The organism is Flavonifractor porci (genome assembly GCF_037572415.1).
GTDB classification, from domain to species: domain Bacteria; phylum Bacillota; class Clostridia; order Oscillospirales; family Oscillospiraceae; genus Flavonifractor; species Flavonifractor porci.
The window spans coordinates 1-12,365 of the sequence record NZ_JBBHLB010000019.1; the positions used below are offsets into that span (position 1 = coordinate 1).

The following is a 12,365-nucleotide window of genomic DNA, read 5'->3' on the forward strand; positions in this document are numbered from 1 at the left end:
TGACGCCATTGGAAAAGCATAAGTTGTGCCTCGCCGCATAAAAAGTGGCCAGCAGAAATGAACTGCTGGCCGGGGAATTTTTATACTTTTTCACTGTCCTCTTGACGGGTAGCGGTTCAGCCTGTCGGCAGAGCTGCTTTGCATCAGATTCCGTATAGTCGTACTTATCCAGGAGGGACACCTGGTTCCCTCCCAGTCTGGCCAGAAGCTCCGGCTCATCTTTTGCGATGCCGATGTACTGGACCGTATCCGGCGGCAGGCTTTTCTGATACCGCAGGATGGGTTTCAGCTTGCAGTCCCGCTGGATAGCACACCGTCCGCAGATGGGAAAGGAACGGAGCAGGCCCTTCTTCGGCCCGCGGGTGATCTTTCCGGTAAACAGGTCCACATAGGTTTTCTCCGCGCGCAGCACTTTTGTTTTTACACCCAGCTTTTCAAAGGCCGGAATCGCGGTTTCGTAGATAAAGTTCCGATGCTCCGGAACCTCGCCGGAGGTGTCCCGGTCAAACATGACTTCGCAGTACACCACTTCGTCCAGCGGTTCATTGAGGGTCAGAGCCAGCAGGACAGTGGCGATGCTGTCTTTTCCAAAGGAACAGGATGCTACATGCTTCAACGCGCCGAGGCTCCCATGTCCAGCATGACGCAGATCTGAGCCAGCGCGTCCGTCTGGTTCGTCCGCTCCCAAGGCATACCGGATCTGGTGAAATGGCCGTAATTACATGCTTTTGCAAAAATGGGATGATCCAAACGCAGCGTGCGGATGATGCCACTGGGCGTCAGATCGAAGTGCCGGCGCACAGCCTGACTGATTACATCGTCCGGGTACTCGCCGGTGAGGTGAGTGTCCACATCCACGGCCACCGGCTCCGCTTTGCCAATGACGTAAGCAAGACTGACGGTGCATTTCTCCGCCAGCCCTGCGGCCACGATGTTCTTGGCGATGTACCGTGCCATATATGCCCCGCTGCGATCCACCTTGGTTCCGTCCTTGCCGGACAGTGCGCCGCCGCCATGGGGCGCGAGACCGCCGTAGGTGTCCACCATCAGTTTTCGCCCTGTCAGGCCGGTGTCGGCTTCAAAGCCACCCAGCACAAAGCGGCCGGAGGGATTGATGAGGATCTCCGTATTCTCATCTGCCGGGAAATCCCGCAGGGCGGGTGTGATCACATATTCCATGACTTCATCCCGCAGACGGGACAGATCCTTCTGCTCGTCATGCTGACAGGAGACAACCACCGCGGCTACACGGCACGGCAGGCCAAAGGCATATTCCACGGACACCTGCGCCTTTCCGTCCGGCTGCAGGCCGTCGATGAAGCCCATGACCCGCGCACAGGTCAGCATCGCTGTGATGCGGTGCGCCAGTACCAGAGGCATGGGCAGGAAGGAATCCGTTTCGCTGCAGGCATAGCCATACATGATACCCTGGTCCCCGGCAGCCAGTGAACTGTTCCCATTCGGGTGCGCGGAGACACCATTCGGTTGCAAAACCGGCCCCATATGGCCGTTTCCCAAACAGCCATCAACCGCTCCGGCGATATCCGCGCTCTGTTCGTGAACACGCACCTCCACATCAAAATCGCAGGTATAGCCGACCCGCTGCACCGTATCACGAACAATGCTCGGAATATCCGGCAGTTCCTTCGCCGTGATCTCGCCAGCAACGATGATCTTGCCAGCTGTCGCCATGACCTCACAGGCCACACGGGCGGACGAGTCATGTTCCAGACAGGCATCCAGAACGGCGTCCGCAATGGTATCGCAGAGTTTGTCCGGATGGCCCTCCGTGACAGACTCCGCGGTCAGAATGCATTTATCTTTCATGTTCCGTTTTTCCTTTCTCTTTTTGTGGAATTGCCAAGATCATCTCCCGGCTGTACATCTGCCGATAGTGGTCGATCTGTTCCGTGGTAAGAGATACAAAGTTTTCTTTGCCAAGACCGGCGAGGAAAAATGTGCCGCAGACAATATCGCAGGGTTTTCCGTCCTCCGTGCGCAGGAAACGGTTAGGCGGCAGGCCATTTAGTTTTCCCTCACCGTTAAAGACAACAGCGACAGGGTCCAGAAATGGATATGTGGCGTCGATATCGCCGCCAACCAGCTTTTGCATGGCCTGCAGGTCATCCGGGATCTGCTTTACATAGGGCGGCTTCATTGGCTCCACCACGAGGATGGTGAGGGTGTTATCGCTCATCCCGGCCCTTCTTTCTGACAGGCGGCTTTCTGCTGAACAGGTCCTGCTGCTGCATACGCTCAAACAGCCTGTCCTGCCGCACCTCGTCATGCGCATTTTTCAGTGCCGATTCCAGTTCCTTTACCGGCAGGCCGTTCTGACGATAGCCGTCCATGATGCCATCGTAGTAAATCTGCGACGGGATGGCCGGGTCCCTCCACATCTCGCCGGTCATAATGTAGGCCATGACAGACAGCTCCCGGCCATCGGCCGCCCGTACCGTGACATCTTCTTTTCCATACAACCGGGGATAGCCTTCATAAAAGTCCAGAGATCGTTCGCACTCCGGCGTCAGCTTCCACAGCAGGCCGTGGACCTGGCTGCCGGGCAGCGGCTCAATAGTAGCAACACCGCATTCTGCGCGGTTTCCGCGAAACAGCAGTTCATAATCTTCCAGCACCACCGGGCCTGCTACTTCGGCATCCGGGCAGCGCTGAGCCATTTGCTCCAGATTGATGTTGCTGCCGTAGGCAAAATACAGTCGTTCCTTTTTCTCAGCCATCTTCCAGAACCTCCAGCGCGCCGATCTTTGCCAGTTCCGCGAACATGGCCCGTGCCTGCGCCTCCACGCCGTTATCCGGCAGAATACAGTCCCGGCCCGTCATGCGGATGAAGTTGGCTCTGAGCTGCCAGATGTAGCTTTCTGTGTCCGGAAACTCCGTGGGGTCAAAGGTACCCAGCCGAAGCCGGTCCATGATCTCCGCGGCGGTACCCTCATAGGTGGTTTCTTCAATGCGTATCTTCAATGGCGTCACCTCTCAGCTTCTCGATTTTTCTTCTTTTTTCTGCTGGACTCGTAGCAGTCCTTGTCATAGCGCCATGCCCGGTCACCGTCCAGATTGGCCAGCAGGTGATCGCGGGTATTTTTGAACTCAGGGCCGTTCAGGCCCAGCCGCACCAGCCACACCCGGAAGGTGAACAGTTCGTTGTCGCTCTGGGTCTTACGCATAACAGTGCTGCGCTGGGCGATGGCCTGGGCGGACATAGCAAGACACAGATTGATGTATGCGGCGGCCCGTCCTGCATGGAGGGTGGAGTTGAAACAGCGCCACTCCACGGTGCCGCGGTAAAACACGGAGTGCAGATTCAGGGCATAGTATCGCGTCCAGTTATAATGTTCTCTGCTGCTGACATTCCCCTCGTACCAGATGCTCTCCAGCTGCGTCAGGTCCTTGGTTTCATCGGAGGAGAGCTGCCGAGCCATACGCAGCATGGGTTCCCGCACCTTTTGGCAGTATTGCGTCACCCGGTTCGGATTCACATTCAGCGCCTTGAACAGAATATCCTCCTTGGAATACATGATCCCAAGGAGGTTTTTCAGACTCTGGCGATTGTGGTTGGATGCATCCACATGAACATGAAGGCCGCAGGATGCGTTTACCTTTGCGCCCGCTTTTCTGACCCGGCGAACACATTCCTGAAACTTGGGCAGCTCCGCATAGGTCAACTTGGGCGACACCATTTCCACGGAATAATCATTATTGGAGGTATGTTCATATCCGGTATCCGTTTTCTTTTCCAGTCTGAGACTGGAATCGCTCATGAAGCGCCATTCCTTGCCCTCTGTATCCGGCACATACCAGCTCCCATAGTAGTCGTAGCCCTGGCGCGGTTCCGTGCCAAAGTAATCAGCCAAAGCCTGCGCCGCCTGCTCACGGGTAATCCCCGTCATCTCCACTTCCACACCGAAACATTGATCTTTGATACCGATCATGCCGCAGCACCCGCTTTCAGTTCCTCATCCGCTGCCCTGATGCGGCGGCCAATGGCTTCGATCACATTGACGGTGACGCTGTTGCCCGCCTGCTTATATACCTGAGCATCTGAATTGATGGCGAGGATCTTGTCGATCTGTGCATCTTCAAAGCCCTGCAGCCGCAGACATTCCCTGGGCATCAGGCGGCGGATGCGGCCACCGCGCTGTACAATACCCTGAATGCAGCTTGTCTCCAGCGTGTGGGCGATATCATGCCCTACGCGGCCGCGCCGGGTGTTGCTGCCTGCGTAGCCCAGATCCACTGTATCGCCGGGTAGCGCTTCCTTATAGCCTTTTTTCGTGGCTTCTTTGATGAGCAGCACACCGGAGCGCTCTGCTCTGTGGTTGGAAAGTGTGGTCTGTCCATAGCGCGCTGTGATGCAGCGGGCGTCTTTTGTCTGTCTCGGTTCACCAGCGCACAGATCCACAAAGGAAGCATGAGCCGGCTGAACCAGGTATAGTCCGGTTTTACCGCCCATGCCGCCTGCGCCTGCAGTCTGGGTGCAGGCTACTCCTTCTGTGTCGTAGACTCGGGAACCCTGCGGGCCGTTGAGGATCTGTACAAGAGCTTTTCCGTTTGTTCCGAAGACAGGAAGTATTTTTCCGGCGCATCGGGGATCAAGATAGCAGATAATGAACACCCTTCGCCGTGATTGAGGGACTCCGAAATGTTTGCTGTTAAGCACTGTCCATTCGACGAAATACCCCAGGTCATTAAGCGCGGCGAGGATGGCAGAAAACGTCCTGCCGCCGTCATGCGATAACAGTCCCGGAACGTTTTCAAGCAAAAGGTACGAAGGTCGTTTCGCTTGAGCCAGACGGGCAATCTCAAAGAAGAGAGTGCCTCGGGCATCTTCAAATCCTTTTCGCCTGCCAGCAAGAGAAAACGCCTGGCAGGGGAATCCCCCGCACAGCAGGTCGAAGTCGGGCAGGTCGCCGGGGTCGATTTCTCTGGCGTCTGGATAGTATCGTTCCTCCTTCCCAATGTCGTGGATCGCGCGGTAGCTGGCGTCGGCATACTTGTCGATCTCGCAGTGGCCGACACATTGAAAGCCGCCCGCACGGGTCAGGCCCGCGCGGAATCCGCCGATCCCGGCAAACATGTCAAAAAAGCGTATCAGATGGTTTCATCTCCCTCCTGCAACGCGCGGAGAAAGCCGAGGACGTCGGCGTCGACATCCCCGGCCTGCTCCGGCTGCGGTTTTTCTGTTACAAAGGAAACTCCATGAAGTTCTTCCCGGATGATCCCGCGGACAGCGTCCAGCAGCGCCTGCTGATCCATGTACCCGTTTACCATGCTACAGATGGCCTCCGTCCGCTGCCCGGCAGGGATGGCAGACAGGTGTTTCCATGCAGTCCTCTGGCTGCCCTGGGACATGGAAAACGACAGGTTGAGCCTCCTTTTATCTGCCATGGCCCACATCTCCCGACATTTGCCCCACAAGCCTTTCATAGCCTTTGGCGTTCAGGGATACGTCATCGAGGATAGCCCTGATTGATGGATAGCTCCTTCTTATCCAGAGCTTCCTTCACTGCATCCGGGGCATGTTCGTCAATCTGCATGACCTTACCCATGGTGCGCTCGCGCAAGCCAACGGCATCCGCCAGTTCTTTGCGGGTATTCACTGCAGAAATCGGGTTCGGCAATATTGCCGAACCCGATTTTGCGTCCTCACTTTTCTGATCTCCGCCGCCAGCGGACATATTTGCCCGTGCTCTGGCTTCGATCTCCGGCTTCAGTTTCAGGGCGATCTTGCCCAGTTCCCATTTCTCCAGATTGCGGCGGCCTTTCTGGGTATCCAGCGCCCATTGCTTGGCTTCCAACAGGTCCTCAAACGCAAACACCGCCATCATATACGGGATCTGGTGCTTCTCACACAGGCGCTGACGGTTGTGGCCGTCGATGATGACGAGGTCCTCATTGACAATGACCGGGGAATAGCAGCCGTTTCGCAGGATATCCTGTTCCAGCGCCGAAAGCTGCTCCTCGCTCAAAGGCGGGAGCAGCTCGGCCATCTCAGGCAGCACGGTGGGAGTCCGCTCTGTGCTGCTGTAGGTGACGCCGGTGTTTTTCATCAGGCAGCCTTTGCCTCATCTGCGGGTAGAGCCTCTGCCTGGGCGGGGTCCTCAGCTTTGCGGGGAGAGAGGAACTCCACCTCCGTAGCCTTGATCAGGAAGCCGGGCTGGCGCTCCGGCTCATCCTCGAAGGTGATGGTCTCGAAGTCACCGGAGGCGGACAGCTTGCAGCCCTTCCAGGCAAATTCCGCACAGCGCTCAGCCAGAGGGCCGCGCACCTTGATGGAGATGAAGTCGGTGAGCTTATTGCCGTCCTTATCCTTGTAGCGGCGGTCAGAGGCGATCCGCAGGATGGCGTAGGGCTTGCCGGTGGACTCGTTCATCTTCAGTTCCACATCGTTGGTCAGATTTCCGATTGCTACGATTTTCAGCATAGGTCAGTTCTCCTTATTTTTATGATTATTGTTTGGTGGAAACAGCGGGCGGCCCGGTGATGGGCCGCCCGCTGCAAACTGGGGTTACTTGCTCCAGATCTCGCTTTCGCCCAGAGTGGCGGTATGGGCGTTAGCGGCCTCCATGACCGCGTAATAGGCCCAGTGTCGCTTGCTCATATCGGAGAAAGTGTTCAGCTTGCGGAGGTTGTCCGCAATATAGTCCGCATCAGCCTCGCGGCCCAGCAGGCGGTTGACGATGGTGACGACCTCGGCGCGGTTGATGGTATCGTCGCCCTTGAAGGTGCCGTCGCCATAGCCCACGATCCAGCCGTGGATGGCTGCATCCTTGATATACTGAGCAGCCCAGTATCCGTCGGAGACATCCTCAAAGTCCTGGTACTGCTCCATGATCTCAGTGTTGCCGTCGCCGTAGGCGTCAAAGAAACGGACAGCCATGGCGGTGAACTCTGCGCGGGTAATGGGATCATTGGGGCGGTAGGTCTTGTCGGAATAGCCCACAGCGATGCCGTAGCCGGTCAGGTACTTCACATACCCGGAGTACCAGGCGTTGGCGGGAATATCCTTGAAGTTGGTCTTTGCCGCCGTGGTAATGGCGTCGCCGTTCTTTTCCGCCAGCAGGCGGGCAAAGATAGCGGAAGCCTCGGCGCGGCTCATGTCACGGGCGGGACCGAAGGTCCCATCCGTGTAGCCATAGATATACACGCCATGGCGCTCAGTCTCGGCAACTTCGGGAACCGTCAGCTTGCCGTCCTCATCCGTCTTGCCCTGGGCGGTCTGATTCAGGTCGCCCTTGACGATCACCGTCACATCCTCCTGGGGCTTTTTCCTGTTGTCCGTGACGGTCACGGTGATGCGGTTGTTCTCATCCATGTCGGTGCCGTCAGGCAGCTTGACCGTGATATTCCCGGTCTTGCCGATGGTAATGTCGGCATCCTTGATGGGACGCCCGGTCTCGTAGTCCTCCACCTTGACGGTCAGAGTCCAGCGGTCGCCGTCGGCATCCTCCCAGCCGACAGTGGCGCTGCCGTCGCTGTTGGTTTTGCCGGTAGTGCCGGGGATGGTGATCTGCCCGGCCTTATCGGTGGTGTCCGCACAGTAGTTGGCGTTTTTGTCGGTGACGGCGATGAACATGCCGGGAACAGCGGATTTATCCTTTGTCAGCAGGACGGTCACGGTAGTCTGATCGGCGTAATCCAGCAGGCGGCTGTTGGGGAGACGGATGGACAGGGTCTTATCCTTGTTCAGCGTCACAGTCGCGCCCGCCACAGGATTCGTAGTATCGGTATCGGTGACGATGACCAGGTAGCCGCCCACGACGGCCTCACCCTTGGAATCCGTGGTGGCCTGGTCGTAGAGCTTTTCAATGGACTCGGTTTCCAGTTTCTCGCCGCAGGTCTCGCATTCCTTATGCTTACTGCCCTCGGAGCTGGTGGTGGGTTCCTTGTCGATGATCCAGTCGCCGGGCTTATGACCGGCGGCATCGGTGTAGTCGCCCTTGTAGGTGTCGCCGCAGCGGGAACAGGTATAGGTGGTATAGCCCATTTCGGTGCAGGTGGACGCAGTCACTTCGCCCTTATAGTCGTGGCCCAGCGCGTTTTCAATGACGGCACCGCACTTGGTGCAGAGCTGGGGCTGGGTGCAGGTGGCAGGGTCGCCGGGAACGTGGCCGTTGGCGGCGTCACCTTCCAGACGGTGATGGCCGCAGCGGACACAGCGGTATTCCATCACGCCCTCGCCGGTGCAGGTGGCGTTGGTAATAAGTGTCCCCTCATCCCAGCTATGGCCCAGAGGCTCGGTGTAGTCGGTAACGAAGGAGCTGCCGCAGCCCTCGCACAGATGGATGGTGCGCCCGCCGGTCTCACAGGCGGCGGGGATGGTATGCGCTTCGTAATTATGAGGCGGAGCGGGGGTAATGTCCTCAATGTGGCGCTCACCGCAGTTTTTGCACTCCCGGACGGTGTAGCCGGGGCTGGTGCATGTGGCGGCTACGGTGTAGGTCGCAAAGTCATGCTCGCTCTTGGGGGTGGCCGTCACCTTGACTTGGCCGCAGCGGGAACAGATCTCCAGCAGCTTGCCGTCGGTCTCGCAGGTGGCGTTCCGAACAACAACGCCCTGCCATGTATGGCCCAGGGAGTCCACATAGTCCCGCTTCTCGATCTTGCCGCACTCGGTGCAGAGGTAGCGGTCATAGCCGAGGGACAGGCAGGTGGCAGGGGTTCTGTCCAGCAAAATGAAGTGGTGATTCTCGCCGCAGCCCTTGTCAGAGCAGCAGTTTCCGTCGCAGTCCTTATCCTGACAGCCGCAGTCAGGGTCGCCGCAGCCACAGCCGCAGGAGCCATCCTCACTGGGCTGGGTGTCACGGAGCCAGACATAGGCCACGCCGTTTTCAGTCATATCCACACCGTCATAGGTGTAGGTGATCTCATAGTAGACGGTGTACTGGCCTTCCTCCGTATAGTTGGGAGCGGAGGTCAGGGTACAGGCGTCGGCGCTGCTGCCATAGCGGATCTGCGTCCGCACACCTGCCTCGGACAGATCGGTGACGGTGAGGGTATGGGGCTGGCCGTCTACCACGCCGTAATAGTCGGCCACAACGCTCTTGGCGGTGATGTACTCATACTTCTGGTAGTCACAGAGGGTGCAGTGGTCCACCACGGCAAAGCGGCCGTTGGCAGGCTGGGGCAGAATATCCGTTTCCAGATCGTGCCGCTCCAGGCGGGAGGAGGTCTCATGGTTGGTGCCGTAGCAGAAACAGCAGTATTCGCCGCCCTTGGTAATGACAGTGTGGTACTTGCTGTCGGCGTACTCGTAGGTCACAGTCTCCGGCAGGTCCTCCATGAACTCGGCGGCACAGTCGTACAGCCAGTAGACATTTTTCAGATAGCCGTAGTCGCTCTTGCCCATATTGGTATTCAGAGAACCGCAGTTTTCACAGACTGCTTTCGTCCAATGATAGCCGGTATAATAGGCATCCACACCAGGAGTGCCATCCAGAATGGTCCCCAGCGTTTCACCATCGGCACTCATGCCGTTGGAATACTTGACATTTCGGGTCATGGCTGTCTGGCCGTTGCGGGTGTATTCGGGAGTGCGGAACACCTCAAAGGATGTGGGCTTGCCGCACTCGCCGCAGTTGAAAGTCTCACGGGTCACGACGGCATTGGCATCCAGTTCGTTGGTGCGGTTGTTGGCAGTCAGCCAATGCTCTGCGGGATCATGGTATCCGTTCTCCTGGGCGGCAAAGGCTGTGGGCATTAAGGAAAACAGCATGACCACCGTGAGCAGTGCGGCCAGCAGACGCTTATGGCTGCAGCGCAGATGATTCGTTTTTTCTTTCAATTCGGTTGATCCTCCTTATAGATTCTGATTTTGTTTCACGCAGAATATAAATCCGTTTCTTTACTATCGCCCCCTTGTATTATAGAGTAGTAGTTATTAGAGCCCCTCTCCAAGGGCTGTGCTACACTGTAAGGGATGCTGTGGATTGGTGATCGCCTCCTACCACAAGATGGTTCTGGAAAGGTTCCAACCACAGCCCTTTGCAGTTTTGTTAATCAGTTAAATACCGCCAGACGGTTTATGTGGAACAAGGCTACAAAAGCAAAGTGTTCTGTGGAACAGCATCACAAATTTACCGTTGGAGGTACTGGTTATGGTCGTTTCCGTTGGTATCGATGTGGCAAAGGACAAGCACGACTGCTTTATTCAGAATTCTGAGGGCGAAGTCCTGGCGGATGTGTTCACCATCTCTAACAATATGGATGGCTTTCATACGCTGTTGGAGAAGATTCAGGCCTGTATCGCACCTCAGGACAAAATAAGAGTAGGGCTTGAGGCAACCGGACATTACAGCTACAATCTGCTGGGGTTTCTTTTGGACAATGGTCTGGCCACCTATGTCTTGAATCCCTTACGCACAAACCTCTACCGGAAAAGTCTCAGCCTCAGAAAGACCAAAACCGACCGTGTGGATGCACGAACAATTGCGGCTATGCTGTTATCCGATGCAGGCCTCAAACCCTACACGAATACAGCATACCACAACGAAGAACTAAAGTCACTCACCAGATATCGTTTTGACAAAGTAAAAGAGCGCGCCAAGCTGAAAAGCTCGGTTTCCAGACTGGTCTGCATCCTGTTTCCTGAGTTGGAGAAACTGGTTCCAACGCTCCACATGGCCTCTGTCTATGCCCTGCTGGAGGAGTTTCCGGGAGCCAAACAGGTTGCCCGAGCACACCTGACAAGCCTCAAATCTCTTTTGGAGAAGGCCTCTAAGGGCCGTTACAAGCGAGATATGGCATTGTCAATTCGGGATGCTGCACGAATGTCCATTGGTTCCAGAATGCCTGCCAAATCTCTGGAATTGCAGCATACCATCCGGCTTATTCGGGAACTGGATGCTGAAATCCATGAAATTGAAGCTGAGATTGAGACCATGATGGACGAGATCCGGTCTCCCATCATGACCATCCCCGGCATTGGCTACCGCATGGGCGCCATGATCCTGGCTGAAGCGGGGGATCTGTCACGCTTTGACTCTCCGGACAAGCTACTGGCTTATGCTGGTATGTCACCGTCTACTTACCAGTCCGGACAATTGAATAACTGTTACCCGCACATGGAGAAACGGGGCTCCAGATATCTGCGTTACGCACTTTTCAACGCCACCAAGTATGTCTGCCTTTGGGACCCAACCTTTTCCGCTTATCTCGCAAAGAAACGGGCAGAGGGCAAGCACTACAATGTGGCCATCTCCCACGCAGCCAAGAAGTTGGTGCGGCTTATCTTCGCCATGGAGAAATCCAGGCAGCCCTATCGCTCAGCGGCTTGAGCCATCTATTTGAATAGACAGCGGGGGTCTGATAAGACCTCAGCTTTGCTATACCCTTTTTTGAACCATCTGCCTGTGAGCACTTCCACTCATTTTCAGGGTTGACTTTTAATAGTTAATCTTTCCGGATTTCGTGTTCTCTTTTGCAGATATTCATTCCAGTCCTTACTTTGGGGCGGAAGCTGCCGGGATACGGTGAAGCCCTTGGCCGAATAGGTTTCCTGCATTTGTTTTGCAGCCGCCTGACCCCAGCGGTCATTGTCCAGACACAGTTCGATATGCCGGAGCCGGGGATGATCCCGCAGATATGTTGCCAGCGCACCGTCATGGAGACAGCAAAGCGCCACCGCGTTTCCACGCAGATTGCGGTGCAGTGTGCAGTAGCTCATCAGGTCAATGGGGGCTTCAAATACGAACACCGTATCGCTGTCGGAAGAGTATGGCAGGCGGAACCCGATGGACTTGTCGCTGCCGGGGACGTCACCCTTGAAGCTGCCGCCCTGGTCATAGGTCCCGCGCTGGTTGGCGAAGACGGCTTTGCCGGTTTCGTCATAGCCCACGAACACGCAGTTGTGGTGCTGAGCATCCTCATACAGCAGACCACTGGCGATGAATGACCGAATGACCTGGGATGCAATGCCGCGCTTACGCAGGTAGGCAAAGACGCGGCGTTGATCCCCATGGGCCTCTGGCAGTTTGAAGGGCTTGGGCAGTTCTTCGCTGACGGTGGAGAGCCGGTGCTCCGGCTGCGTTGCGGGAGCGTCCCGTATGCGGCCATGGAAGCCCAGCAGATACTCAACCGCCTCCGGGAAACTCTTTCCACAGAAATGCTGAAGGAAAGTAATGGCGTCCCCGCCGACCTTCTCGGAATAGCGGTACCAGGTGCGGCGGTTTTTAATGCGCAGGCTGTCCATCTCTTTGGTAGTGTGATAGCGCCCGATCCGTATCACCTGGTAGCCAAGGGCTGACAGCAGGTCCGGCAGGTCTGTGCCGCGGGCGATCTCCATTTCCTGTTCGGAGAAACGGTTTCCGGCGGGTTCTGCTCGGATGATTACTCACCTCGATTCTCAA

General features: G+C 56.6%; 12 protein-coding genes and 1 pseudogene. 1 reads left to right on the forward strand and 12 read right to left on the reverse strand.

The genetic code is table 11. The annotated features are described in order from the left end of the window. From WHJ28_RS13865 to WHJ28_RS13915, 11 genes and pseudogenes are all read right to left on the reverse strand, one after another. Window positions 1-616: hypothetical protein (locus WHJ28_RS13865; protein WP_340042655.1), on the reverse strand; the 616-nt coding region annotated here is incomplete at its 3' end. Then, complete coding sequence (metK, locus tag WHJ28_RS13870; RefSeq protein ID WP_340042656.1) at window positions 613-1,827, reverse strand: methionine adenosyltransferase; 1,215 nt, start codon at window positions 1,825-1,827, stop codon at window positions 613-615. The genes WHJ28_RS13865 and metK, both read right to left, overlap by 4 nt. Then, a complete protein-coding gene (locus tag WHJ28_RS13875; RefSeq protein WP_425461151.1) occupies window positions 1,817-2,158 on the reverse strand; it encodes a DUF3846 domain-containing protein in 342 nt (113 codons plus the stop codon). The genes metK and WHJ28_RS13875 overlap by 11 nt, the downstream gene beginning before the upstream one ends. 28 nt (window positions 2,159-2,186) lie before the next feature. Beyond that, on the reverse strand, window positions 2,187-2,738 hold the full coding sequence (locus tag WHJ28_RS13880) for a gamma-glutamylcyclotransferase family protein (RefSeq protein ID WP_340042658.1): 552 nt from the start codon (window positions 2,736-2,738) through the stop codon (window positions 2,187-2,189). Then, entirely contained in the window at window positions 2,731-2,982 is a 252-nt protein-coding gene (locus WHJ28_RS13885; protein WP_340042659.1) for a hypothetical protein, read from the reverse strand. Before WHJ28_RS13885 ends, WHJ28_RS13880 begins: the two co-directional genes overlap by 8 nt. 5 nt (window positions 2,983-2,987) lie before the next feature. Further along, entirely contained in the window at window positions 2,988-3,950 is a 963-nt protein-coding gene (locus WHJ28_RS13890) for an amidoligase family protein (protein ID WP_340042660.1), read from the reverse strand. Further along, window positions 3,947-5,095: a DNA (cytosine-5-)-methyltransferase gene (dcm, locus tag WHJ28_RS13895; protein WP_425461152.1), complete on the reverse strand. Its 1,149-nt coding sequence runs from the start codon at window positions 5,093-5,095 to the stop codon at window positions 3,947-3,949. Before dcm ends, WHJ28_RS13890 begins: the two co-directional genes overlap by 4 nt. A 14-nt stretch (window positions 5,096-5,109) precedes the next feature. Further along, a complete protein-coding gene (locus WHJ28_RS13900; RefSeq protein WP_340042661.1) occupies window positions 5,110-5,406 on the reverse strand; it encodes a hypothetical protein in 297 nt (98 codons plus the stop codon). Between the two features lie 71 nt (window positions 5,407-5,477). Further along, a pseudogene (locus WHJ28_RS13905) lies at window positions 5,478-6,068 on the reverse strand (ParB N-terminal domain-containing protein); the annotation flags it as partial. Continuing rightward, window positions 6,068-6,442 carry a single-stranded DNA-binding protein gene (locus WHJ28_RS13910; protein ID WP_340042663.1) on the reverse strand — a complete coding sequence of 125 codons (375 nt, stop codon included), beginning with the start codon at window positions 6,440-6,442 and terminating at the stop codon, window positions 6,068-6,070. The gene WHJ28_RS13910 and the pseudogene WHJ28_RS13905, both read right to left, overlap by 1 nt. A gap of 84 nt (window positions 6,443-6,526) precedes the next feature. Further along, window positions 6,527-9,802, reverse strand: a complete 3,276-nt coding sequence (locus WHJ28_RS13915; RefSeq protein ID WP_340042664.1) for an S-layer homology domain-containing protein — start codon at window positions 9,800-9,802, stop codon at window positions 6,527-6,529. Window positions 9,803-10,115: 313 nt separating this feature from the next. Between WHJ28_RS13915 and WHJ28_RS13920 the strand changes: the two genes are divergently transcribed. Next, window positions 10,116-11,294 carry an IS110 family RNA-guided transposase gene (locus WHJ28_RS13920; protein WP_340042665.1) on the forward strand — a complete coding sequence of 393 codons (1,179 nt, stop codon included), beginning with the start codon at window positions 10,116-10,118 and terminating at the stop codon, window positions 11,292-11,294. Window positions 11,295-11,389: 95 nt separating this feature from the next. On the opposite strand, the gene WHJ28_RS13925 is transcribed toward WHJ28_RS13920, so the two are convergent. Beyond that, window positions 11,390-12,301, reverse strand: coding sequence for a DUF3991 domain-containing protein (locus WHJ28_RS13925; protein ID WP_340042666.1), 912 nt, complete (start codon window positions 12,299-12,301; stop codon window positions 11,390-11,392). Window positions 12,302-12,365: the final 64 nt, after the last annotated feature.

Excerpts from the sequence above, each read along its gene's own strand:
- dcm (WP_425461152.1), bottom strand. The coding sequence starts at position 5,095 with ATGTTTGCCGGGATCGGCGGATTCCGCGCGGGCCTGACCCGTGCGGGC.
- WHJ28_RS13880 (WP_340042658.1), bottom strand. The coding sequence starts at position 2,738 with ATGGCTGAGAAAAAGGAACGACTGTATTTTGCCTACGGCAGCAACATC.
- WHJ28_RS13890 (WP_340042660.1), bottom strand. The coding sequence starts at position 3,950 with ATGATCGGTATCAAAGATCAATGTTTCGGTGTGGAAGTGGAGATGACG.
- WHJ28_RS13925 (WP_340042666.1), bottom strand. The coding sequence starts at position 12,301 with ATGGAGATCGCCCGCGGCACAGACCTGCCGGACCTGCTGTCAGCCCTT.
- WHJ28_RS13910 (WP_340042663.1), bottom strand. The coding sequence starts at position 6,442 with ATGCTGAAAATCGTAGCAATCGGAAATCTGACCAACGATGTGGAACTG.
- WHJ28_RS13875 (WP_425461151.1), bottom strand. The coding sequence starts at position 2,158 with ATGAAGCCGCCCTATGTAAAGCAGATCCCGGATGACCTGCAGGCCATG.
- metK (WP_340042656.1), bottom strand. The coding sequence starts at position 1,827 with ATGAAAGATAAATGCATTCTGACCGCGGAGTCTGTCACGGAGGGCCAT.
- WHJ28_RS13920 (WP_340042665.1), top strand. The coding sequence starts at position 10,116 with ATGGTCGTTTCCGTTGGTATCGATGTGGCAAAGGACAAGCACGACTGC.
- WHJ28_RS13900 (WP_340042661.1), bottom strand. The coding sequence starts at position 5,406 with ATGGCAGATAAAAGGAGGCTCAACCTGTCGTTTTCCATGTCCCAGGGC.